This window comes from Flavobacterium azizsancarii (genome assembly GCF_027980145.1).
Lineage (GTDB): Bacteria > Bacteroidota > Bacteroidia > Flavobacteriales > Flavobacteriaceae > Flavobacterium > Flavobacterium azizsancarii.
The window spans coordinates 1-24,895 of record NZ_JAMZNK010000054.1 but is presented as its reverse complement, the minus strand read 5'-3'; the positions used below and the strand labels follow the sequence as shown (position 1 = coordinate 24,895).

Below are 24,895 nucleotides of genomic sequence, written 5' to 3'. Positions count from 1 at the left end.
AAAGAAACCCATTTCTTTCACATAGCTAGCTATGTGTGTTTTAAATAAGTGACACGTCTTATTTTGAGCTAAAAAAACTATGTTTCTATGTGTTAAAAATAATTACACTCAACGGGTTAATCCCAATTTTTCATTAAAAAATTAATCCAGTTCTGATGAAAGATTTTATCTAAATCTTCATTAGAATATCCGTTGTTTTTAAAAATCAGAACCAATTTTTGCAAATCGGCAATCGTATCTAAATCGTACGGACCTTGTTCTGTTCCAAAAGCACCATCCAGATCTGAACCAATACCAATATGATTCGCATTTCCTGCCAATTGGCAAATGTGATCCATGTGTTTGAAAACAGTTTCGAGATTGCAATTTGTACCTTTTGGAGTCGAAACACCTCTTTCCCAATTTGGTACTAGCATCCACGCATCTAAAGCTCCGCCAATTACGGCTCCTCTTGAAATTAATGCCTGAATCATTTCGTCGCTATATTGACGGTTATGATCGACCAGACTTCTGCAATTGTTATGACTTGCCCAAACGGGTCCGTTATAATGATCTAAAGCCTGCCAAAAAGCATCATCACACAAATGTGTTGCGTCCAGAATAATATTCAAACGTTCCATTTCTTTCAACAAATCTAGACCGTTTTGCTGCATTTTTCCGGTAGCATCCGTTCCGTTTGCGTAGCGTCCGGGTCCGTAATGTGCAGGTCCGATGGCACGTAATCCGTAATTGTATGCTTTTTCTAAATACGAAACATCAATAATAGAATCGGCACCTTCAAGACTTAAGATATAACCAATAGGTTTTTTATCGTTTGGCGTTCCGTCATTCCATAAATCAATTTGTTTTAGGAGTGATTTTTTATCTGTTATTGCTGTAATTTCTCCGGCTTCTTCCATCGCTTTGTACCATGCAGCTTGTCCCTGTGTTTGTGCCCAGGCTTGTTCAGGAGAATTCCAACCCGGAATAATACTGCCTGGTTTTACAAATCGTGCAATTTGAGTGGCGACAACAATACCAATGTTTCCTTTTCGTAAATCTGGAAAAGAAACCGTGGCGCGTTCGCGATCCGGTTTGTCTGTCATTCCTTTTTCGAAATTACGTAATGTAGGTACATCATTTCTTAAATCTCGATTCCATTCCATTGCATTCATGCTCAGGTCTAGATGTGCGTCTATTATAAACATATTATTTTTTTTAAGTCACAAAGGTTCAAAGGCTCAGAGATTCTCTACAAGTGTTATTGTGAGGCCTATTCTCTTTCTTCTTCGCTCTATTTTCTATTCTTTTTCTCCTAGATGTTAATTTTTCTGCTGCGTGCAACAACCTGCCATTGATCGCAAATTTGATGCGCTGCATTTACTACCTGAACCGAATCGTAAAGGGCACAGGTTGGGCAAACATGATAAGGTTGGGCATAAATAGTGTCGCCAATAGCGTACTCGTTTTTCCCTTTGTTTTCTATAATTAAATGTTCTTCTGAATGCGATGTTGGGATTAGGTTTTCATCATTTAAAATCACTAATCTTTTATCAATAGGATTTTCAGAAGCTACGGCTTTGTATCCAATATCAATACAAAATGTAGCATTTGTAGGCTTTGAAACAATAGTTCCAACAATAACCAGAGCGGGTTCGAAATTTTGTTCCGGTAAATGAATCTGGTAATTTGAATCCCAGAAAACAAAAGTTCCCGGACTGCATTCTACATTTTTTTGAGTCGCATAAAACGGAAATGTATTCGATCCTCCGGCAACAATTTTTAATTCGTAACCTAGTTTTTGTTCAATTGTTTCAATTCTCTCATTTATGCTAAAAAAAGAATTTGAAGCGGCAGCAATTCGTTCTTCCGCATAGCCTTTTAAATGGCCGTCATAAATATGAATTCCTGCGAAATGAAGATTTTCTAACTCAAGAATTTCATAAATTAAAGCACTCCAATCTTTATGAATCGAAATTCCGGTTCTGTTCATTCCTGTATTAAGATCCAGATAAACGGTAAGTTTTAAATCGTTTTCTTTTGCAATTTTATTCAAAGCTTTTGCTGAATCAAGATTGTCACCGATAGTCGAAAAAGAAGTATTAGGATATTTTTGTATTAATGAAATCCATCTTTCTTTTTTAACGCCAACAGGCTGATAGGCGAGAAGCACGTCCTGAATTTCGTGTATGGCGGCAAGTTCAGCTTCGGCAATTGTCGCGCATTTTATTTTATTGATGCTGTAGGTTTTAAACAAATCCAGAATCTCGCCAATTTTATGCGTCTTTATATGGGGCCTTAATTTTTGAGTTTCGCCATTTACTGATTCAATCAAACGCTCAATATTCGACTGGATACGATCTTCGTAAACAGCCAGAAACGGAGTGTCAATGCGGATTTCGGAATTAATTTTCCACCAATTGTCTTGCATAATTTTAGTTTCTGGTTTTTTCTACAACTTCAATTAAATTTTGAAATGCTTGTAACGATTGCTCGTATTTTAAATCCAAAAGAATTTCTTTCGAAAATAAATTAGAACCAATTCCAACACAAACAACACCGGATTTGAACCATGATTTCAAATTGCTTTCTTCAAGAGTTACGCCTCCGGTTGGCATTATTTTCAAATTTGGGAACGGTGCTCTTATTGCTTTTACATATCCTGGACCGCCAATTTTATCGGCAGGAAAAAGTTTTACAATTTCTGCACCTAATTTATTCGCATGAAGAATTTCGTTTAAAGTCGCTGCGCCTGGAATCCAGTAAATATTATTTTTGAAACAATAATTGCCAATTTCCAGATCAGTATGAGGACAAACAATGCAATCTGCTCCTAATTGATGAAATGTCTCAGCATCATCAACACTTAAAATAGATCCAACGGCTATTTTTACATCCAGATTATTCGCTTTTTTAAAGGCGATCATTTGAGTAAAAACTTCTTTAGCATTATCTGCGCGAGCTGCAAACTCGATAATTTTTATGCCAGCATCAGCCGCCGATTGCAATACTATTTGGGCTGTTTCTATATTGATTTGTGTAACTAACGGAAGTACGCCTTGTGCTTTTAAAATGCTGTACATATTCTTTATTTATCTATTAATTCTGTTACTTGAGCCATTTTTAATAAAATGACTGATCTCGTTAAGGTTCGTTATGGCAAAATCTCCGTGAATACTTTGTTTGATTACACCACAAGCTGTCGCCCATTCGATAGATTCCTGTCCGGAAAATTTATTGGATAATCCGTATAATAATCCTGCATTGAAAGCGTCTCCGGAACCAATCTGATCTGTTACAACGTGTATTTTATGTTCTTGTGTCTGATAGAAATTGCCTTCATGAATTAGTAATCCTTTGTATAAATGTGCCGGTCCGTCTGATTTTCTAAAACTCATTGCCAGTGTTTTTAGAAAAGGCATTTTTGCTTTTAATAATTCGAATGTTTTCTGAAAACGATCTTCGTCGGATTCAGTATTATCTGTTTTAATTCCGAAATAAATTTCAATCGCATCTAAATCAGCAACTGTGATTGTGCTGTATTGAAGCAAATCCGGCATAATCTCAGACGGATGTTTTCCGTATTGCCATAATTTTGATCGAAAGTTAAAATCAGAAGAAATTGGAATTCCTTTTTTATGCGCTGTCAGAATTGCTTCCTTGCAAGCTAAACCTGCTTCTTTAGAAACTCCCGGACTGATTCCTGACCAATGAAAATGAGTAACATCGGCGAAAGCCAAATCCCAATTAATTTGATCTTTTTCAATAGTAGCGAAAGACGAATTGCTTCGGTCATAAATAACCTGCGATTGCCTGATTTGATTTCCAGCTTCAACAAAATACAATCCTAAACGTTCTCCGCCATACACACATTTTGAAGTATTGACTTTGTATTTCTGAAGTTCGTTTAAGGCCAATTGTGCCAGATCATTTTCTGGTAATCGGGTAAGATAATCGGTTTGAATGCCGAGTTGAGAAAGTAAAACACAAACATTTGCTTCGGCACCGCCAACATGTATTTTTATTTCATTGGCCTGCGTGAATCTGTTTCCATCTGCAACACTCATTCGGAGTAATAATTCTCCAAACGTTGCAATTCTGGTTTGTGGTGTTGTATTCATAATAATTTATAAGCTTGGTGTTATTTTTTTAAACACATAGAAACATAGTTTTTAAAACCGAATAAAGGCGTTTCACTTGCATTAACAAACATAGCTATGTGAGAAAGCGAGCTTTTTTGAATATCCTTGTAACTATTGCAAAAATAAATCTATGTTTCTATGTGTTTAATTTTTTGACACAGATTAAAATGATTTTAAACGTTGTGTTTAATTCTTCTGCCACGAATTTCACGAATTTACACAAATCAGTATGTGAAAATTAATTCGTGAAAATTTGTGAAATTCGTGGCGAAAAAAAAACATTTTTAATCATTTAATCTGTGGCATATTTTTTAATATAATTCAAAAACAGCTTCAACTTCAACGGGAATATTGTCCGGTAAAGAACCCATTCCTACTGCGCTTCTTACGCCAATTCCGTTTTCTTGTCCCCAAACTTCTGCAAACAATTCGCTGCAACCGTTTATCACGTATGGATGTCTTAGGAAATCGCCATTGCAATTCACCATTCCTAAAACTTTTATAACTCGTTTTACTTTGTTCAGGCTTCCAAAATTGGTTACAATTGTAGAAAGCATGGTTAAGCCAACTTGTCTTGCTGCTAATTTTCCTTGTTCGATATCCATATCATCGCCAATTCGGCCAATGATTAAGGACTTGTCATCATTAACAGGTCCATGACCTGAAAGGTATAAATATTTACCATCAACTAAATAAGGTTTATAAATACCAAGAGGTTGTGGTGCTGGTGGTAATGATAAGCCTAATGTTTCAAATTTTTCTTGTGGTAATAAATTCATGATATTAATGTATTATAGAGTTTAAAATAAAAACGAAAATGATTCCTAAAACAGATACTAGAGATTCCATGACGGTCCATGATTTGAAAGTATCTTTCAGGCTGATATTAAAATATTCTTTGAACATCCAGAAACTTGGGTCGTTTACGTGAGAACACATTAAACTTCCTGCTCCTACGGACAAAACCAATAAGTTAGGGTCGAGACCGGTGGTTTGTAGTAAAGGTAATAAAACGCTGGCAGTCATTAATCCGGCTGCTGTAGCAGAACCCACACAAACGCGTATGATTGCCGCCATCATCCAGGCCAATAAATATGGATGAATGTTTATTTGTGTTAAAGCGGCTACTATAGTTTCGTTTACGCCGCTTACGATCATTACTTCTTTTAAACCTCCGGCTCCACCAACAATTAGAACAATCAAAGCGACATCTTTTATTGCAACGGCATAATCATCCATTACTGATGTGATGCTTCTGTTCATTCTGATTCCTAAAGTATAGGTACAAATCAATAAAGAAATCAGCATAATCATACTTGGTTCTCCTACCGTTTTACAGATATTTACTAATGTTTCATTTTGTGAAATCATAGGTAATATCGAAGTCAGCGTTAATCCGAAGACAGGAAATAAGGCTGAGAATAAACTTAGGGAAAAACTAGGCTGCTTTCCTGCGTTAACCACTTCTTCAACATTCAGGATTTCGTGATCTGATTCGGTTTTGATGTTTTTCAGTAAATTCGAAAACAACAAACCTGCAATAAAAATGGTTGGAATCGCAATGATGATTCCGTAGACTAAAACAAGTCCGATATCAGCATTTAAAATACTGCTTAAAGCCATTGGAGACGGATGTGGTGGCAAGAAACCGTGTGCTACTGAAAGCGACGCCAGCATTGGAATACCGAGATATACTTTTGAAAGTTTAAATTGATGGGCTACTGAGAAGATTAATGGAACTAACAAAACAAATCCAACACTATAAAATAGTGGTATCCCAACAATAAATCCGGTAATCATTAAGCCAAGGCGAACGTATTTTTTGCCCGTCCATCCCATAACAGTTTTTGCGATGACATTGGCGGCGCCTGATGAAACGGTAAGTTTACCAATACAGGTCCCGAAAACGATAATCAAAGTAATAGATCCTAACATTTCGCCCAAACCTTTTTGAACAGTTTGAGACAAAATAGCTATTGGCAGGCCTAAAAAAAGACCTGCTAATAAAGCTGTTATGATAAAGGCAATAAACGGATTGATTTTAAGCCAGGCTATCTGAATGATTAAAAACGCAATGCATGCCGTAAGAATTAATATGCTCATTTATCTTTTTGTTATTATTATTTATGCCAGTTAACAATTGATGGTTTTAATTTGTGCCTTTAGGCACTAAATATTGGTAGTAATTAGATTTGAAGTTCGTTGGCGTGCCGTAGGTACGCAACAAAATGTTAATTATTGCGTACCTACGGCACGCTAGATATTCTGATTCATATTCTCTACCAATATTTAGTGTCTAAAGGCACATTTTAACTCTTAATTATTATTTATCCCACCACATTCTGGTTGTAAAACTATCTTCGCCCTGGCGTTTCACTGCTTCAGCTAAGTTAGCTGAATTCACTGAATATTCGCTGGTAGAGTATTTCAAACGTCTTGGGATTGTGCCGTTTGTAACATTGCCCGGAAAGTTTACGGGAACTAAAACAGGATATCCCGTTCTTCTCCAGTTGGCATAAACCTCTTCTTCGTCTACAAATAAAGCAACATAGATCTGAGTATGAATCTGATTCATTTTAGCTTCAAAAGATCCTGCCGCGTTGTACGGATTAAGTGTTAGATAAGCAGTTGCATCTGTAATTGCATAAGTCGCGCCGTAAATTCCCATGTTTAGGAAAGAAGCTTTTACTCCTTTTTCGTATAAGTCTTTATCGCTTTCGTTGGTGTACCATCCTCTTGCTGCAGCTTCGGCTAAATATAGATTTGTTTCTGCATTACTTAAAAGAACAAGAGGGGCATCAAATTTAAAAACCGTACTTTGATTAGGCTCGGAATACGTACCTTGTTCCGCTGCTGTTGGTGCTGTTTTTGTTCCGTTAGGGAAACCCTTTTGTATGGCAAGAGATGTATTTTGCGTTGTTCCCTGCCAAACGCCGGAGTAAACACTAATTCTTGGATCTGCAGTAGATTTTAATAAATCAATGAATGTTTTGGCTAGTTTTCCTCCTTCAACATTTTTTTGCCCATAAGATCCCGCTGTAAAATCTTGTCTTCTGGCATCAAAACCAACAGGGTTTTTATTAAAATCATTTGGTCCGTCTGTATATTTCATGATTGCATTATCACTTCCATTAAGGATTACTCCACCAGCGATTGCTTTCGTTACCCACGTTTTTGATAAAGCGGGATCAACTTTGCTTAATCTTAATCCTAAACGAAGCATTAAAGAATAAGAAAATTTTTTCCATTTTGCGACATCTCCGTCATAGATAAAATCGGCTTTGCCGAAACTTGCTTTAGCAGGATCTAATGCAGTGGCGGCTTCATCCAGTTCTTTCAGTAAATCTTTGTAGATAAATTCCTGAGTGTCATATTTTGGAAGGAAAAGTTGTGAGGTGATTGCTTTTGCCGCATCTGAATACGGAATGTCTCCATATAAATCTGTAGTTCTGTGATACAAATACGCTTTCCAGATTCTGGCAATATTCAACTTGTTAGTATCGTTTGGATTTGCTTTTAAAGCATTAATTACAATTTCGATTTCATTTAAAGCTGTTGGATATAGCTGATTGAAATAAGCTGAAAAATATACTTCATTGCTTAAATATTTATCTCCCACACCTGAGGCTTCTTTGTAAGTTGCATAATGCTGAATCATTCCGCCACATTCAAGAATGTCAGTGAAAAAATAATTATTGTTTAAGCCGTCAAGTTGAGCTTTGCTGAAAATGTAATTCGGATTTGGTTTATCAACCACATTTGGGTTGGTATTGATTTCTTCAAAATCTTTGGTACAGGATGATATACTTCCTAAAAGTATTCCTGCGATATATAATATGGTTATCTTTTTCATGTCTTTTAATTTAAAAATTAGCAATTAGGTGAGTTTAAAATTTGACATTTAAACTTAAACCGAAACTTCTGGTTTTTGGCACTCCAAATTGTTCTACACCTTGCGCATTTCCTGCACTAAATACAGATTCCGGATCTACGTTTGGTGTTTTCTTGTAAAGAATGAATAAGTTTCTTGCTACAAATGAAACAGAAGCTCCCTGAAGTTTTGATAATCCTTTTATTCTTTGAATTGGTAAATCATAACCAAGAATTACTTGTCTTAGTTTTACAAAACTTGCATCATAGATAAAAGTGGATGAAATGTTTCTTAAACCATCATAATATGTTCTTAGGTTTTCAGGAGCAATAACCATATCAACCGGATTTCCGTTTGTGTCAACACCTTTTATTGGTAAACCGTTTTCACGACCTTCAAGAGTTAGTTTTGTTAATCCCATACGAGTTCCGTATAAGTCAGTTCCGGAATATAAACTTCCTCCAAATTTACCATCGATCAAAAAGCTGAATGAGATGTTTTTGTATTTAAATTCGTTGCTAAGACCTGCCGCCCAAGGATGAACTCCCTGACCTAATTCCTGAAGTGGCCCTTGTGCGATAGTTGCAGATCCGCCGCTTACATTATAAACAGTATTTCCGTTTGCATCTAGACGAGGTTTATATCCTTTTATGATGCTATATGGTCGGCCAACATCACTTGTTATCGTAACATATCCGTTTACAGCAGTTGCCATTGTAATAGAGTTTAACTGATCTGTAAGTGCTTCAACTGTGTTTTGATTATAAGATCCGTTGAAACTTGCATCCCAGGAGAAATTTTCAGAATTAATGATTTTTCCACTTAATAAAAATTCAACCCCTTTATTTCTCATTTTTCCTAGATTCAGTAAAGCTGTGCTTGATCCCGAAGCGTTAGAAATTGTAGTTTCGACAATATCATTTGTTGTAGCACGGTTGTAAAATGCTAAATCAAGATTTAAGCGATTGCGGAAAAATCCTAAGTCAGTACCAATTTCAAATGTTGTAGAAGTCAACGGACTTAAAGTTGGGTTTGGTACTCTTGAACTTGTTGGTCCTTGCAATTGCTGACCGTTGTGTCCGCCCTGAACCATAGAGTAGGATTGGTTCAATGCATAAGGATCCGGTGTTGCGCCACCCACTTGGGCCCATGAACTTCTTAGTTTTGTAAATGAAACAAAATCTGGCATTGTTACAATATCGGATAAGATAACAGCTGTTCCAACCGAAGGATAAAATACTGTATTGTTTTCTTTAGAAAGTGTAGAGAACCAATCCTGACGACCTGTAACATTTAAAAATACAATGTTTTTATAGTCAAAATCCGCGGCACCATAAACTGAATTTGTTTTTGTTTTTCCGTAAGGATAGCTGTAAGTTAGCGTAGATAAGTTGCTTATGGCATAAAAATCATCTAACACAAAGTTAGAGCCTTCAAATCTGGTTTCATCTCTTAAATTGGTGCGTGAGTTTACTCCAATTAAAGCATTTAAAGAGAAATCATCAACGATATTTTTCTTGGTATAATTAAGAATTGCTTCAGAATTCAGGTTGGATATTTTAACCCTTGAACCTTGTGCGTATCCAACAGGATTGTTCAAAGTCGTTTTTGGGATGTATCCAAAGAAGTTATAATCTGTAAAATCCTGACCAATTCTACCCTGAAGGAATAATTCAGGAGTGAAGTTTAATTTAACATTCAGCATTCCGATAAAACGATTTTTAGTATCGTTGTTTTTAATTTTATTAACCACAAAATAAGGGTTTGTAGCTACGGCAACAGGATTCCATGCTTCTTCGATACCATTTGCATCATATCCGGGAGCAAGATTTCTAATGTCAACCGTATTGGCAATCATGTAAGTTCCCCAGTTAGGGTTTGCTTCAGCATCAGATACTGTCGTTCTGTTGTTTGATTTTTCTAAATTGTATTGCGCAACAACATCAAATTTTAACCAGTTTGTTAAGTTCACATTGCTGGCAATATTGATACTTTTACGATTAAAATCAGAATTGGGTACAACACCTTTGTTCTCCATATTTGAAAATGAAAGACGTCCGGTTGCTTTTTCATTTCCTCCAGATAAAGCAAGGGAATTGATAAAAGTTGTTCCGGTATTGTAGAAGTTTTTAATATTGTCTTTTTGGGCTACATAAGGTCTTGCTACACCATCGAACTGAACAACATCTGTTCCGTCGATTTTAGCTCCCCACGACCAGCGACCGTCAGCGATAGCTTCAGCCTGATTGGTTGGTTTTTTTCCATTTGCCCCTGAACCGTATTCGTATTGCCAGTCTGGTTTGATCGATGGTGTTTCGAAAGTAAATGAAGTATTATAATCTACTCCAATCCCTTTTTGGGCAGATCCTCTCTTAGTCTGAATCAAGATAACCCCGTTTGCAGCGTTTGCCCCGTATAATGCAGCGGCAGTTCCACCTTTCAAAACAGTGATTGTTTTAATATCATCAGCATTTATAACAGAGGTTCCGTCACCACGGTCAACATTGATTCTTGTAGAACCTGGTCCGTTCCCAATTCCCGGTAAGTTCAATTGCGTATTGTCAATTGGTAAATCATTTACCACATACATAGGCTGGTTATTTCCGTTTAGCGAACCATTTCCTCTAATGACAACTCTGCTTGAACCATTTGGTCCGGTTGCAGTACTGCTTACGTTTACACCGGCAATTTTACCTACTAAGGCGTTGGCGATATTGGTTTCTTTCGCTTTCGTGAATTCAGTTCCTTTTAATTCAGTTACTGCATAAGCAACAGATTTGCTGCTTTTTTTAACTCCTAATGCAGTTACCAAAACCTGATCTAAAACATTTTCAGCTGGTTTTAAGTTTATTATTAAATCCTGAGTGTTGTTTAATTTGTATTCTAAAGTTGCGTAACCCATATAACTAACGATGATGTGAGTTTCATTTTCCGGAACGTTTAGTTTGAATTTCCCGGTTTCGTCAGTTATAGTTGCTATTTTACTATTGCCTTTTGCATAAATCGTTGCGCCGGCAATTGGCATTCCGTCATCCTGACCCAGTACTTGGCCCGAAATTTCTGTCTGATTGCTTTTTTGTTCAAAAAGGTGCTTTTTAATTGCAGCCTCTTTTGCATTTGCTGAGAAGATCATCCCCCCAATAAATACTAATGAAATTAGCTTTTTTTTCATAATTCTGTGGTTTTCATGTTTTTTTGGTTTTTTATTGGCGATCAAATATAAAAATTTATTTTTCACATTTGCATTTTTTTTGCACAAAGCGCATATTTTTTGCAATATTTTTTCGTGAAGCATTTTTAATATCCAAAATATGTGTTGTTTTTAGCCGTGTTTTGAGAAAATTTTGCAGATAATGCTTTTTCTGAGAAAATTCATTTTAATCTTAAAATTCGTATTTTTGAGATATGAAAATAGCACTTATTCAATCCGATCTTTACTGGGAAGACGCTTCTAAAAACCGAAAAAACTTCGAATCGAAGATCAATCAGGTCGATTCTACGGTTAATTTGGTAGTACTTCCGGAAATGTTTTCAACGGGATTTACCATGAATGCGCCTGTTGTTGCTGAAACTATGCAAGGCGAAACCGTTCTGTGGTTACAATCTTTAGCAAAACAAAAAAACTTCGCCATAACGGGAAGTTTAATTATTGTCGAAAACGAGAAATATTATAATAGAATGTTGTTTGTTTTTCCGTCAGGCGAAATTCAATATTATGACAAGCGCCATTTATTCTCGCTTGCCGGCGAAGATAAATTTTATACCAACGGAGACGAAAAGGTTATTGTAGAATATCTTGATTGGAAGATTTGCCTCCAGATTTGTTACGACTTGCGATTTCCTGTTTTTGCAAGAAATGTCGAAAATTATGACCTATTGTTATATGTTGCCAACTGGCCAAAAGTTAGAACCAATGCCTGGGATGCTTTGCTAAAGGCACGAGCAATCGAGAATTTAACTTATGTCGTTGGTGTAAACAGAGTAGGGCTCGATGCAAACAATTACGAACACACAGGGCATTCGCAAGTGATTGATTTCTTAGGAAATTTTATTCTGGAACCTCAGGAAACCGAAGCAGCTTTTATAGTAGAATTAGATAAAAATGCAATGTTAGAAACTCGAAAAAAACTCGATTTCTTAAGTGATAAAGATGTTTTTGAGATTAAAAACTAGAACGCTTTTCGCTTCTTTTCGTCGTCTTTTTTCTTTTTATCAATTTGTTTTTTCTCGACTTCAGGATTAAAAGGTACGCTTAAATCAATCGTTTCATCAACATCCCAATTTGTTCTTACATCAATTTCTTTTTGGTAATAAAACACCTCTTCAGAATAGGTTTTGTTGAGGAAATTTCCCGCGTCATACATTTTGTTTTTGTTGTCGTCGTAGATTATTCTCAACGTAAAGGCCTCTGGCTGTAATAAGTCGAAACTTATTTTTGTTTCTCCCTCAGAATATGCACTAGCCAGTACAACGTCACCCTTTTTATTTGTAACCTCAATAATTATCGGGAAGCGTTTTACGTTTCTCAGATTCAATACAAGATTCCCGTAATCAGCATATTCTTTTGTCGTTAATTTATAAGCAAGCGTATCGTTTGCCTTTTCATAAAAATCAGTCAAAGCACCTGGAAAAAAGGTAATATTGTATTTGTCGACTGGTTCTTTTTTGAAATCAACATATAATTTTTGTTCAAACTCGTTGTATTCTGTTGTAAAATCTACAGCAACAGAGTCTTTGTTAACTAATTTAATTTTCGATTTATCAAATTTAACCAGTGGTGTTGCTGATTCTAAAGTAAATCGATCCCTAAAATTCAGGACACCATTTTGTAGTGCCGTAATGTTTAAGGTGTCTTTCTTTTGATCTTTAATCTTAAAAGTAAATTTTTTGTTGTAATTGTCCCTGCTGATTTCCATGGATAGGGAATCTATTTTCTCTACTTTTATTGGTTTGTACCAAACTTGCAAAGAGTCTTTTTTAGGGAATGCCGTGACGATAGTTTCTAAAACCTCGTTATTGTGTTTAAGAACAATTTTGGGTTTAGAAAGTTTAAAGTTTTGTTTTCCTTCATATGGAAGATATGCTCTGTTTCCGGATGCCTGAATTGGTTTAAAAGCTTTTAGCGGAAGCGTTTCTCTAAATAATTCTAATTCGAATACAGTATCATTTGGTACAGTGATATAATGTTTAAGGAATCCAATTTTATCATCTTTAGGATTGTATCTGTTATTTGCGCCTTTGTCTTTTAAGGCCATCAGCAAGTATTTTCCCGCCTTTAAATTTTCCAGTTTAAAAGTTCTCAAACTGTCTAAAGTATTCGTGATATATCGCGGAGTTTGCTTATAAATCATAGAATCCTTATAAGTGTCATTTACTTCATAAAGCATTACAGATACAAAATTGTCTACATTTTTTTCGTATGCATCCTTAATTTGTCCGCTAATTGAAAGTGAATCAATATAAGATCCCGTAGAGAAAATATATTTGAATTGATTAATTGCGTTCCCTTCATTATTGTCAGCAATACTTTGACCAAAGTTAAAACTATAGGTAGTATTAGGTTGTAAAGTATCTTTTATTTTTATGGTGATAACTTTACTTGCAGTTGTTGGTAAAATCACCGGCTCATGTTTCATAGGAGGTGAAATAATAAGCTGTTTGTTTATGTTTTTAAGTTTTACATATTCATCAAAACCCAGAATGATTTCATTTCCTTCAAAATTAGTACTCATGTTTTTTGGAGAACTATATTTTAAAACCGGAGCAAGAGTGTCCTTAAGTCCGCCGGTAATGCTGCCTCGTTTAGCGCAGCTCAACATTAAAAATACAAGTAAAAAGGCAATATATCTGAAGTTGTTTTTCAACATAACGGTTTCTAAATTTGATTGCACAAAATAACGATTATATTTGCTTTAATTGAAATTTTTTATCCATTTATTAGGATTTAAAGCTTTCGCCTCTGACTATTTTTTTGAATTTGAAATCATCAACACGATATAATTTCTTACTTTTGATTTTAAATATAATTTTTCCTGGTTTTGATAAGAAGATTTTTAGTTGGCATACTCTTTTTTTTACTGATTTCCTGTGGTAAAAATGAAAAGCCCATTGTAGCTTTTTATTATTGGAAAACTATTTTTAAATTGTCTCAAACAGAGAAAGAGGTGTTACAGGATAATAATGTAAGTAAACTTTATATTAGATATTTTGATATTGGTTTGCAGCCCAAAACACAAGAGCCAATCCCAATAAGTCCCATCCGGTTTAAGGAAAATGTAGATCAGTTTGATATTGTTCCCGTAATTTTTATTCAAAACAAAGTCATGTCGCTCCCTAATCTTGATATAGATGATTTGGCACAAAAGACAACTCGTTTAGTAGAGGAAATGAACACGAAGAATAAAATTGTTGTTCAGGAGATTCAGATAGATTGCGACTGGACTTTGACGAGTAAAAACAATTATCTTAAGTTTATTGAGCGCTTTAAACAGCTTTCGAAGAAAAAACTTTCAGCAACGATTCGTTTGCATCAGGTAAAATATTTCAGGAAAACGAAAATCCCAAATGTCGATTCCGGAGTATTGATGTATTATAATATGGGAACTATAGCAAATGATTCCCTAAATTCTATTTACAGCCAAAAAATCGCTGAAAGATATCTTAAAAGTTTAAAGAAATATCCTTTGCATCTTGATTTTGCATTGCCAATATATTCCTGGGCAGTTCATATCAGAGATCAGAAAGTGATAGGTTTGCGTTCGAAACTGAATGTGAGTGAACTTAAAAAAGATGCTAACTTCGAGAAAATCGGAACAATCTTTTTTAAGGTGAAAAAATCCAATTATAAAAACGGAATCTTTTATGAAGAGAATGATTTGCTTAAAATTGAGGCAATTTCTTCAGAGGATTTAAAAGAAATGGCAGAGGATCTGAATGAAAATTTAGTTCAGCCTCCAAGAGAAATTATATTTTACGATTTAGACGAATTCAATATTAAAAACTATGAAAAGAATATTTTTAAGCAAGTTATTTCTTGTTTCTAGTGCGGCTTTATTTTCTGTATACGGAATAATTTATGCTTGTGGTGGTGGTGACGACTGGGATTTTTTTAGTTATAATTCAAACTTTACACCTGAAACATTTGCAGATAAGTCGTATTCGCCACTTTTTTTATCAGGGGATATTTTTTACGGAATTGGCTTTGATACAGAACACAACTCCAGATTTAATGACGACATAAAATCAGATTGGGGAAATTATCTAAAGGGTAAAGCAGATGCCGCGACAATAACTTATTTTTTAATTGGTGAGGAAACGCCAAGATATTCTTCGGATAAAAAAGTACCTCAGAATAAAACGGATATTGAACAGCTGCATGTTTTTTTTAAGAGTAAAAAAGACAATCAGGTTTCACTAAAATGGGGTAAGAAAATCAATTTGAAAGATGATAAGGTTAAAAGCTTTATCGAGTTTTTGTATTTGGCACAAAAAATAGAAACGGTTTCTATTGGTGATGATTATTGGAGTTATGATCCTGTGGTGGCAAAAACGTTTGATGATCTGAAAATGATTCAGTCTATCGAAAATGTTTATAATACAACTTCAGATTCATTCCTGAAAAACAGATATTGGTTTCTTACCGCGAAAGCTTATTTCTATAGCAGTAATAAGAAAAAAACAATTGAATTTTTTAATAAAACAGAAGCTTCTGTACCAAAAAACACCTTGTATTATCGTGCTCTTTCTTATGTTGCGGGAATAAACTATAAACACAAAAAGTATTCGGCTTCTAATTATTTATATGCGCAGGTATTTGATAAATGTCCTGAATTGAGAATTGTTACTGCGTATAGTTTTCATCCGCAAAATGAGGCAGATTGGAATAAATCTTTGGCAATGGCTAAAAGTAACAAAGAAAAAGCGGCACTTTGGGCAGTGCATGGTTTTTATAAAGATGAAGCGCAGGCAATAGGGAAAATTTATGAATTAGACCCTAAAAGTGAACATCTGGATTATTTGTTAACCCGACTAGTGAATAATCAGGAACAGGCAATTAATAATTCATTTGAAGTAAAAATAAAGTCTGATGATTATAGTTCACCAGTTGTAAAACAGACTGTTGTTGAAAACAGATTAGAGAATAAAGCGAAGATTAATCTTAAAGCTTTTGATTTAGTAGCTAAAATTGCCGCCGCAGGAAATACTGCAAAACCATATTTATGGGATATTTCATTAGGGTATTTGCAAACCTTAAAAGGGGATTATGCTGCTGCTGATATCAATCTGAATAAAGCCGAAACGACATTGCCAAAAACAGAGTTGGCGGGTTATCAATTGCGCTTGCTTCGTTTTGTGAATAATATGAGTAAAATTGACAAACTGACGGATAAAAACGAAAAAACAGTTTTAGCCGATTTGAATTGGTTGTATCAGGAACTTCCTAAAACGTATAAAAGTCAGGAATTCCGTTATCAAAATGCCGTGCAATGGAGCAAGAATTATTTGGCTGCTTTGTACAGAGCGAAATCAAATCCTGTAATGGTAGAATTGTTTGGCGGAGATGCTCATTCGAATTCTTATTATTGGGGCGGAGGAAATGCATTTTATGATAATGAGAAGAATTTATTAGACATGAAATCATTTTTGGCTAAGCCAAATAAAACTGAAATCGAGAAAATTGGAGCAGGAATTTATTATCTGAAATTAAAAGATATTAATAATTTTCAGGCAGTTCAGGCGACATTCAAAAATGAAATTCCCGAAGCAATTGCATTTATTCAACAAGCAGATTCAGTTCAGTATTATACTTTTTTAGGAAATCCGTTTAATGGGAATATCAAAGATTGTCATGATTGTGATCATTCAGCCTATCAAAAAAAGAAATATACACAGCTGGATTTCTTAAATACCGTAAAAGCAATGCAGGATAAGCTTGATCAGAAAGAAGATGTATATACGAATAGTTTGTTGTTAGGAAATGCGTTCTATAATATTACTCATTTTGGAAACGGCAGAACTTTCTACGAAATAAGTATTGTAGGTTATGGTTCAAGTCCTTACTCATTCAGGGGTTCAATGAAAAAGATGATTACGGATTGTGATGTTTCCAGAATGTATTATCAAAAAGCATTAGAGGCGGCGACAACAAAAGAGCAAAAGGCAAAATGTACTTATATGCTGGCAAAATGTGAACGTAACGAATACTATAATAATAAGTACAACAATTTAAAGAATTGGTGGGAAGCTGACGATGATAAAATCAATTTTCTTGCCTGGAGTAATTTTAAAACGTTGAAAAAAGACTATTCAGATACGAAATACTATCAGGATGTAATTGCTGAATGCGGTTATTTTAATACTTATATTAATCAGTAAATTGTATTTAAAATGGTAAATAAAATAGAGCATATCGGGATTGCAGTAAAAAACATGGACGATGCGAATGTATTGTTTGAGAAATTATTGGGCGTTCCGTCCTGTAAAATGGAATCTGTGGAAAGCGAAGGCGTTTTGACTTCTTTTTTTCAAACCGGAACCAATAAGATTGAACTTTTAGTAGCGACAAACCCGGAAAGTCCAATTGCGAAGTTTTTAGAAAAAAAGGGAGAAGGAATTCATCACATTGCTTTTGATGTTGATGACATTCATGCCGAAGTAACCCGTTTAAAAAACGAAGGTTTTGTGCTGATTAATGAGGTTCCGAAGAAAGGAGCCGACAATAAATTAGTAGTTTTTCTGCATCCAAAAAACACAAATGGTGTTTTGGTGGAGCTTTGTCAGGAAATTAAATAAAAAATGAGTTCTGGTGATCTGAAATAAGCTGTTGAAAATCAATAATGTCTAAAAAAGATGAGGTATTATTTGAAATTAAATAGAAATCATATCCCAAAATATTTGGAGTGAATGAAAAATAGTAGTAATATTGCATCCTCAAACCGGTCCTATAGCTCAGCTGGTTAGAGCACCTGACTCATAATCAGGTGGTCCCTGGTTCGAGCCCAGGTGGGACCACTACTAGAAATTAAGCCTTTATAGCAATGTAAAGGCTTTTTTTATGCACTGTATTTTTCTTCCGAATTTCTTCAAATGTCTTTTTTTGATACTTTAAAAACTTCTAGTGTGCTATTGCGATTTTTTTAAGTCGGAATTTTGCAATCTCATTATCTTTTTTAATTTTTTTGAAACAAAAAAGAACTAACAATTTTATATAGATCTTATCGGTATTGAGTATATCGAAAAAAACATAAAATATCAAATGATGATGATTTGTCTGTAAAGATGTTGTTAAAGAAAAACATCTTTGGTCAGTACAACCTCTAAGTGCACTATAGAAAGTTGCAAATTATAAGAAAGTAAATCCCTTTAATCTCTGATATTTGGGCACCGTTGAATTTTGTGTGATTCGCCGAATTTGAAGTGAATTTGTGTGTTGCAAAATCTGATTAAAATAACTGTTCTGCTGAGAAAACTGTCTACAGAATGCTTGCCATTTTCCGTTGTATTAACTGAGGTGTATATAAATGAGTTGACGGACTTGACTTAAAATGTTATTTTTTACATCGTAATTTTGCATATTGAGCCTGTGTGCTTAAATAATTTTCGAGAATTGTTTAATAGAATTTATAATGTAGTGTAAAAAATCATCAAATTTGGATAAGACAGATGTGAACGGCCAATATTATAAGTTTATCAATAGATTGATGAAGCTTGATGATGAGAAATCTAAGCGCATAATGAAATTTGATAGCCGGGATTGCCTTCTTTGCTGTAAGCCTTTAAAAGAGGCTGAATATTTATTGACTCAACCACATGGTCAACTATTCGAACAGGATGTTTCTGTGGAATTAAGTCATCAAATGAATAAGGTAAAAGTACTGTTTGTTGTTGGTTATAATCTTTGAATCTCGTGTGTAATCAGTTACTTAACACTGATTAAATTTACAAAATTGCTTATAAAAATGCAAACTAAAAAAAAGAAGCTGACTCAGTTTTGAGACAGCTTCTTTCTTTTGTAAGCGGTTTAGACTTATTTGTTTATCGAATAAAGTCTTGAAATGTATTTTCCGACAACGTCAAATTCTAAGTTGATTTTTGTTCCAACTTCGAAATTTTTGAAATTAGTGTTTTCAAAAGTATACGGAATAATCGAAACGCTAAATTCGTTTGTCTTAGAGTTTACTACCGTAAGGCTTACCCCGTTTACCGTTATTGATCCTTTTTCGATTGTAATATTGCTGAGGTTTTTGTTGTATTCAAAAGTGTAGTTCCAGCTTCCGTTTGCTTCTTCGATCTTGCTGCAGGTTCCGGTTTGATCTACGTGACCTTGTACAATATGACCGTCAAGGCGGTCGCCAAGCTTCATTCCTCTTTCCAGATTTACAATATCGCCAACCTTCCAGTCTCCAATATTGGTCTTCGAAATGGTTTCTGCAATAGCAGTTACAGTATAAAGTGAATCTTTTATTGCGACAACAGTAAGGCATATTCCGTTGTGCGAAACACTTTGATCTATTTTTAATTCATTCGTAATTGAAGCATCGACTGTAACGTGAAGATTATTTTGATCTTTTTGTATTTCGTGAATCCTTCCAAGGGTTTCTATAATTCCTGTAAACATTGTTGTTTTATTTTACTAAATTTGCACATCAAAATTAGTAATAAATAACCTGAGCTCATGAATAAAAAAGCAGAAAATATAATAGTTGGAATTTCAATTGGAGATTTAAACGGTATTGGAAGCGAAGTTATACTAAAAACATTCGAGGATTCCCGTATGTTAGAAATGTGTACACCGGTTATTTTTGCCAATGCCAAAATACTTTCTTTCGTTAAAAAAAGTTTCACTTCTACAGTTCAATTTCATGGAGTTGATAAACTAGATCAGGTTGTGCCCGGAAAAGTAAATGTTTATAATCTTTGGAAAGAAGGTGTTGATATTAATCTGGGCGTAAATGATGAGAAGATAGGAGAATATGCCATAAAATCTTTTGTTGCGGCTACAAAGGCTTTAAAAGAGGATTTGATAGATGTTTTAGTTACAGCTCCAATTAATAAATACAATATCCAGTCAGAAGATTTTAAATTTCCCGGACATACAGATTATTTAGATCAGGAATTAGAAGGAAATGCACTAATGATGATGGTGCAGGATAATTTGAGAGTTGGTTTATTAACAGATCATGTTCCTTTAAGTGAAGTTTCTTCGCATTTGACAGAAGAATTAATTACAAGAAAAATAGAAACAATAAGAAAATCTTTGATTCAGGATTTTAGTATCGTAAGACCTAAAATTGCCGTTTTAGGATTAAATCCACATGCTGGCGATGGCGGTGTAATTGGTAAAGAAGATGATTTGGTTTTAAAGCCCGCTTTAAAGAAAATATTTGACGCCGGAACAATGGTTTTTGGACCTTTTCCTGCTGATGGATTTTTTGGAAGCGGTCAATATGAAAAATATGATGCTGTTGTGGCAACTTATCACGATCAGGGATTAATTCCTTTTAAGACATTGTCTTTTGGAAAAGGAGTTAATTATACAGCTGGTTTAAATAAGATCAGAACTTCGCCGGATCACGGTACAGCCTATGATATTGCTGGGAAAGACATGGCAGATTTCAATTCGTTTAGAGAAGCGGTTTATCTTGCAATAGATATTTTTCACTCCCGTAATCAGTACGAAGAGATAAGTCAAAAACCACTTAAAATAAAAGAAAAACAGTTATAAACAAAAAAAGGTGAATAAGATTATTAGTTTTATAATAATTTTATATCTTTGCACCCCAATTCAGGTATCTGATTTTTAGATAAGAGTTGGTGAAATTGATGTTGAAATGAGCAAAACAAAAGAATTTTTAATTCCTTTCATAGGGTTAAAGCTAGGAAAACACCATTTTGAGTATCAAATAAGTAACATGTTCTTTGAGAACTTTGATTACGACGAATTTCAAAGTTCGGATATCAAAGTAGGTTTAGTTTTAGATAAGAAGAGCAGCATGTTAGAGTTGGAATTCAAACACAAAGGAACTGTAAATGTACCTTGTGATCTGACAAGCGAAGATTTCGATTTGCCTTTAAAAGGAAAAATGAAATTAATTGTTCGCTTTGGAGATGAATTTAATAACGATAACGAAGAGTTGTTGATTCTGCCGCATGGAGAGCATGAAATAGATGTAGCACAATACATTTATGAAATGATTGCACTGTCGGTACCTTTAAAACGAGTTCATCCAGGAGTAAAAGACGGAAGTTTGCAAACTGAAGCCTTGAAAAAACTAAATGAACTAACAGTCAAAGAAACAAAAGAAGAGAGTAAACAAGAAGAAGATATTGACCCGCGTTGGGACAAATTAAAGAAACTATTAACGGATAAATAATATAGTAAAATGGCACATCCTAAGAGAAAAATCTCGAAAACAAGAAGAGATAAGAGAAGAACACATTATAAAGCTACTGTAGCTCAAATCGCTACATGTCCTATTACTGGAGAAGCACATTTATACCACAGAGCTTACTGGCATGAAGGTAAAATGTATTACAGAGGGCAAGTTGTTATCGATAAATCTGTAGCGGTTGCTTAATACGTTTTTGTAAATTATACTAGAACTCTCACATAGTGAGAGTTTTTTTTGTTGGTTATAATTTTCTGTTTTTAAGAAAATAGATACAAATTCGCTTTGTTTTTTTTTGTAATTTTCAAGTCTTTTAAAAATTTTTCAAATCACAGTATTTGAGACGAAATAATAGAATATAATGAATACAATCACAGCCGCAATTACCGCTGTTGGAGCTTATGTTCCTGACTTCGTTCTTTCGAACAAAGTATTAGAAACAATGGTTGATACCAATGACGAATGGATTACTACTCGTACTGGAATTAAAGAAAGAAGGATTTTAAAAGATGCTGATAAAGGAACGTCGTTTCTTGCTATAAAAGCAGCACAGGATTTAATTGCGAAAGCAAATATTGATCCTTTAGAGATTGATATGATTATAATGGCAACAGCTACAGCAGATATGCCGGTAGCCTCAACAGGAGTTTATGTTGCAACAGAAATTGGAGCTACAAATGCATTTGCATACGATTTGCAGGCTGCGTGCTCAAGTTTTTTATACGGAATGTCAACTGCTGCAGCTTATGTGCAGTCAGGGCGATACAAAAAAGTATTATTAATTGGTGCTGATAAAATGTCATCGATTGTAGATTATAAAGACAGAGCAACTTGTATTATTTTTGGAGATGGAGCGGGTGCCGTTTTATTCGAACCAAATTATGAAGGCTTAGGTCTGCAAGATGAATACTTGCGAAGCGATGGTGTAGGACGCGATTTTCTTAAAATTCCTGCCGGAGGTTCTCTAATACCAACTACTTTAGAAACCGTTCAAAACAATCAACACAATATTATTCAGGACGGAAAAACCGTTTTTAAATATGCTGTAACCAATATGGCTGATGCAAGCGAATTGATTCTGAAAAGAAACAATTTGACTAATGAAGATGTTAACTGGTTAGTGCCACATCAGGCAAACAAACGTATTATTGATGCTACTGCAAGCAGAATGAATCTTGAGGATTCAAAAGTGTTAATGAACATTGAAAAATATGGTAATACGACGTCAGCTACTTTACCATTGGTATTAAACGATTTTGAACACCAATTCAAAAAAGGAGATAATATTATTTTTGCCGCTTTTGGTGGTGGATTCACTTGGGGATCTATTTACCTAAAATGGGCTTACGATAAGAAATAAATTAAAACTAAAAACAAATCATTATGGATTTAAAAGAAATTCAAAACCTAATTAAATTTGTAGCAAATTCGGGAGTTGCAGAGGTAAAGTTAGAAATGGATGATGTAAAAATCACCATCAGAACAACTTTAGAAGGAAATGTAACTGAAACTACTTATGTACAACAATTGCCTGCTCAGGCTGCATTGCCACAAGCAGTCGCTCCTCAACATGCTCCAGCTGTTGTAAGCGTAACTAGTGAGGCATCTGTTCCGGCAGAAGATTCTAAATTCATTACTATTAAATCTCCAATTATTGGAACTTTCTACAGAAAACCATCTCCGGACAAACCAGTATTTACTGAAGTTGGAAGTGTTATTTCTAAAGGTGATGTTCTTTGTGTAATTGAAGCAATGAAATTATTTAACGAAATCGAATCAGAAGTTTCAGGTAAAATTGTAAAAATTCTTGTAGACGATATGTCTCCTGTAGAATTTGACCAACCTTTATTCTTAGTTGATCCATCTTAATTTTAGATCGTTAGATTTTTAGATTTTTAGACTTTTTCGAAAGTGCTTAAAATCTAATTATCCAATTATCTAATTATCTAATTATCTAATTTTAAAAAGATGTTTAAAAAAATATTAATTGCGAATAGAGGAGAAATTGCACTTCGTGTAATTCGTACATGTAAAGAAATGGGAATCAAAACTGTAGCAGTTTACTCTACAGCCGATGCAGAAAGTCTACATGTTAAGTTTGCTGACGAAGCGGTTTGTATTGGTCCTCCTCCAAGTAACTTATCGTATTTGAAAATGTCAAATATTATTGCCGCTGCAGAAATTACAAATGCAGATGCAATCCATCCAGGATATGGATTTCTTTCTGAGAATGCTAAGTTCTCAAAAATATGTCAGGAACACGGAATCAAATTTATTGGTGCTGCACCTGAAATGATTGATAAAATGGGAGATAAAGCTTCTGCAAAAGCTACAATGAAAGCAGCAGGAGTTCCATGTGTGCCAGGTTCTGACGGATTGTTAGAATCTTTCGAGCAGACACAACAATTGGCAAAAGAATTTGGTTACCCAGTAATGCTTAAAGCAACTGCTGGTGGTGGTGGAAAAGGAATGCGTGCCGTTTGGAAAGAAGATGAATTATTGAAAGCATGGGAAAGTGCACGTCAGGAAGCTGCTGCTGCATTTGGAAATGACGGGATGTACATGGAGAAACTTATTGAGGAACCACGTCATATCGAAATTCAGGTTGTTGGAGATTCTTATGGAAAAGCATGTCACCTTTCTGAAAGAGATTGCTCAGTACAGCGTCGTCACCAAAAATTAACTGAAGAAACGCCTTCGCCATTCATGACAGATGAATTGCGTGCTGCAATGGGAGAAGCTGCTGTAAAAGCTGCAGAATTCATTAAGTATGAGGGAGCCGGAACGGTAGAGTTTTTAGTTGACAAGCATAGAAATTTCTATTTCATGGAAATGAATACCCGTATTCAGGTAGAGCACCCAATTACGGAACAAGTTATTGATTACGATTTAATTCGTGAGCAAATTATGGTTGCAGCTGGAATTCCGATTTCAGGAAAAAACTATTTGCCGGAATTACACGCTATAGAATGTCGTATTAATGCCGAAGATCCTTATAATGATTTTCGTCCTTCACCAGGAAAAATTACTACGCTTCATATGCCGGGAGGTCACGGAGTTCGTTTAGATACTCACGTTTATTCTGGTTATACTATTCCGCCAAATTACGATTCAATGATTGCTAAGTTGATTACAACTGCACAATCCCGTGATGAAGCGATTAGTAAAATGCGAAGAGCTTTAGATGAATTTGTCATCGAAGGCGTAAAAACTACAATTCCTTTCCATAGACAATTAATGGATGATCCAAGATATATCGCAGGAGATTATACAACTGCATTTATGGATACATTTAAAATGAAACCTATAGAAGAATAATATAAAGGCTGTCAATTTTTGACAGCCTTTTTTGTTTTAACTCATCTTGTTAAGCCCGACAGGTTTCTAAAACCTGTCGGGTTTGCTGTTGTGTGCCCAGCATGGGCGATAACTCTAGGGTGTAAGTCCCGAACACGCCTTTACAGTGGGAAGTGTTAGCTGAATGCAAGGGTGTCCATCGCGAGGTGGAATCTGAA

At 34.9% G+C, this 24,895-nt stretch carries 21 protein-coding genes and 1 tRNA gene; 12 read left to right on the top strand and 10 right to left on the bottom strand.

The window, feature by feature from the left end; all coding sequences use genetic code 11:
- Nucleotides 1-116 precede the first annotated feature (116 nt).
- From NJT12_RS21665 to NJT12_RS21630, 8 genes are all read right to left on the bottom strand, one after another.
- A complete protein-coding gene (locus NJT12_RS21665; RefSeq protein ID WP_271338211.1) occupies nt 117-1,187 on the bottom strand; it encodes a dipeptidase in 1,071 nt (356 codons plus the stop codon).
- Nucleotides 1,188-1,294: 107 nt separating this feature from the next.
- The gene (locus NJT12_RS21660) at nt 1,295-2,410 is read right to left on the bottom strand and encodes a D-TA family PLP-dependent enzyme (protein ID WP_271338210.1); all 1,116 of its coding nucleotides are present in this window, start codon (nt 2,408-2,410) and stop codon (nt 1,295-1,297) included.
- A 4-nt stretch (nt 2,411-2,414) separates the two neighbouring features.
- Nucleotides 2,415-3,062, bottom strand: a complete 648-nt coding sequence (locus tag NJT12_RS21655; RefSeq protein WP_271338209.1) for a beta/alpha barrel domain-containing protein — start codon at nt 3,060-3,062, stop codon at nt 2,415-2,417.
- A gap of 9 nt (nt 3,063-3,071) precedes the next feature.
- Nucleotides 3,072-4,100 (bottom strand): sugar kinase, encoded by a 1,029-nt coding sequence (locus tag NJT12_RS21650; protein WP_271338208.1) that lies wholly within the window; start codon nt 4,098-4,100, stop codon nt 3,072-3,074.
- Between the two features lie 332 nt (nt 4,101-4,432).
- Nucleotides 4,433-4,900, bottom strand: coding sequence for a RidA family protein (locus tag NJT12_RS21645; protein ID WP_271338207.1), 468 nt, complete (start codon nt 4,898-4,900; stop codon nt 4,433-4,435).
- Between the two features lie 4 nt (nt 4,901-4,904).
- Nucleotides 4,905-6,224, bottom strand: coding sequence for a GntP family permease (locus tag NJT12_RS21640; RefSeq protein WP_271338206.1), 1,320 nt, complete (start codon nt 6,222-6,224; stop codon nt 4,905-4,907).
- A 220-nt stretch (nt 6,225-6,444) separates the two neighbouring features.
- Complete coding sequence (locus NJT12_RS21635) at nt 6,445-7,974, bottom strand: SusD/RagB family nutrient-binding outer membrane lipoprotein (RefSeq protein WP_271338205.1); 1,530 nt, start codon at nt 7,972-7,974, stop codon at nt 6,445-6,447.
- Nucleotides 7,975-8,008: 34 nt separating this feature from the next.
- Nucleotides 8,009-11,164: a SusC/RagA family TonB-linked outer membrane protein gene (locus tag NJT12_RS21630; protein ID WP_271338204.1), complete on the bottom strand. Its 3,156-nt coding sequence runs from the start codon at nt 11,162-11,164 to the stop codon at nt 8,009-8,011.
- Nucleotides 11,165-11,397: 233 nt separating this feature from the next.
- Here NJT12_RS21630 and NJT12_RS21625 point away from each other — a divergent pair, with 233 nt between their 5' ends.
- Entirely contained in the window at nt 11,398-12,165 is a 768-nt protein-coding gene (locus tag NJT12_RS21625) for an amidohydrolase (RefSeq protein ID WP_271338203.1), read from the top strand.
- Here NJT12_RS21625 and NJT12_RS21620 read toward each other — a convergent pair.
- Nucleotides 12,162-13,859: an Ig-like domain-containing domain gene (locus NJT12_RS21620; RefSeq protein WP_271338218.1), complete on the bottom strand. Its 1,698-nt coding sequence runs from the start codon at nt 13,857-13,859 to the stop codon at nt 12,162-12,164. The two genes, NJT12_RS21625 and NJT12_RS21620, sit on opposite strands and share 4 nt — an antisense overlap.
- Nucleotides 13,860-14,135: 276 nt before the next feature.
- Between NJT12_RS21620 and NJT12_RS21615 the strand changes: the two genes are divergently transcribed.
- The 5 genes from NJT12_RS21615 to NJT12_RS21595 all read left to right on the top strand — a co-directional run bounded on the left by NJT12_RS21615 (nt 14,136) and on the right by NJT12_RS21595 (nt 18,893).
- Nucleotides 14,136-15,035 (top strand): hypothetical protein, encoded by a 900-nt coding sequence (locus tag NJT12_RS21615; RefSeq protein WP_276598392.1) that lies wholly within the window; start codon nt 14,136-14,138, stop codon nt 15,033-15,035.
- Nucleotides 14,995-17,367, top strand: a complete 2,373-nt coding sequence (locus NJT12_RS21610) for a hypothetical protein (RefSeq protein ID WP_271338201.1) — start codon at nt 14,995-14,997, stop codon at nt 17,365-17,367. The genes NJT12_RS21615 and NJT12_RS21610 overlap by 41 nt, the downstream gene beginning before the upstream one ends.
- A gap of 12 nt (nt 17,368-17,379) precedes the next feature.
- Nucleotides 17,380-17,784, top strand: coding sequence for a methylmalonyl-CoA epimerase (gene mce / locus NJT12_RS21605; protein ID WP_271338200.1), 405 nt, complete (start codon nt 17,380-17,382; stop codon nt 17,782-17,784).
- A 145-nt stretch (nt 17,785-17,929) separates the two neighbouring features.
- Nucleotides 17,930-18,003 (top strand) — tRNA-Ile (locus NJT12_RS21600).
- Nucleotides 18,004-18,641: 638 nt separating this feature from the next.
- Nucleotides 18,642-18,893 (top strand): hypothetical protein, encoded by a 252-nt coding sequence (locus NJT12_RS21595; RefSeq protein ID WP_271338199.1) that lies wholly within the window; start codon nt 18,642-18,644, stop codon nt 18,891-18,893.
- Nucleotides 18,894-19,018: 125 nt separating this feature from the next.
- On the opposite strand, the gene NJT12_RS21590 is transcribed toward NJT12_RS21595, so the two are convergent.
- Entirely contained in the window at nt 19,019-19,609 is a 591-nt protein-coding gene (locus tag NJT12_RS21590) for a riboflavin synthase (RefSeq protein WP_271338198.1), read from the bottom strand.
- 57 nt (nt 19,610-19,666) lie between these two features.
- On the opposite strand from NJT12_RS21590, the gene pdxA reads away from it, so the two are divergent.
- The 6 genes from pdxA (at nt 19,667) to accC (ending at nt 24,698) form a co-directional block, all read left to right on the top strand.
- On the top strand, nt 19,667-20,716 hold the full coding sequence (gene pdxA, locus NJT12_RS21585; protein ID WP_271338197.1) for a 4-hydroxythreonine-4-phosphate dehydrogenase PdxA: 1,050 nt from the start codon (nt 19,667-19,669) through the stop codon (nt 20,714-20,716).
- A 106-nt stretch (nt 20,717-20,822) separates the two neighbouring features.
- Nucleotides 20,823-21,365, top strand: coding sequence for a YceD family protein (locus tag NJT12_RS21580; RefSeq protein ID WP_271338196.1), 543 nt, complete (start codon nt 20,823-20,825; stop codon nt 21,363-21,365).
- A 9-nt stretch (nt 21,366-21,374) separates the two neighbouring features.
- Nucleotides 21,375-21,569: a 50S ribosomal protein L32 gene (rpmF, locus tag NJT12_RS21575; protein WP_007137315.1), complete on the top strand. Its 195-nt coding sequence runs from the start codon at nt 21,375-21,377 to the stop codon at nt 21,567-21,569.
- Nucleotides 21,570-21,741: 172 nt separating this feature from the next.
- Entirely contained in the window at nt 21,742-22,740 is a 999-nt protein-coding gene (locus NJT12_RS21570; RefSeq protein ID WP_271338189.1) for a beta-ketoacyl-ACP synthase III, read from the top strand.
- 23 nt (nt 22,741-22,763) lie between these two features.
- On the top strand, nt 22,764-23,249 hold the full coding sequence (gene accB / locus NJT12_RS21565) for an acetyl-CoA carboxylase biotin carboxyl carrier protein (protein ID WP_271338188.1): 486 nt from the start codon (nt 22,764-22,766) through the stop codon (nt 23,247-23,249).
- Nucleotides 23,250-23,348: 99 nt separating this feature from the next.
- Nucleotides 23,349-24,698 carry an acetyl-CoA carboxylase biotin carboxylase subunit gene (gene accC / locus NJT12_RS21560; protein WP_271338186.1) on the top strand — a complete coding sequence of 450 codons (1,350 nt, stop codon included), beginning with the start codon at nt 23,349-23,351 and terminating at the stop codon, nt 24,696-24,698.
- Nucleotides 24,699-24,895: the final 197 nt, after the last annotated feature.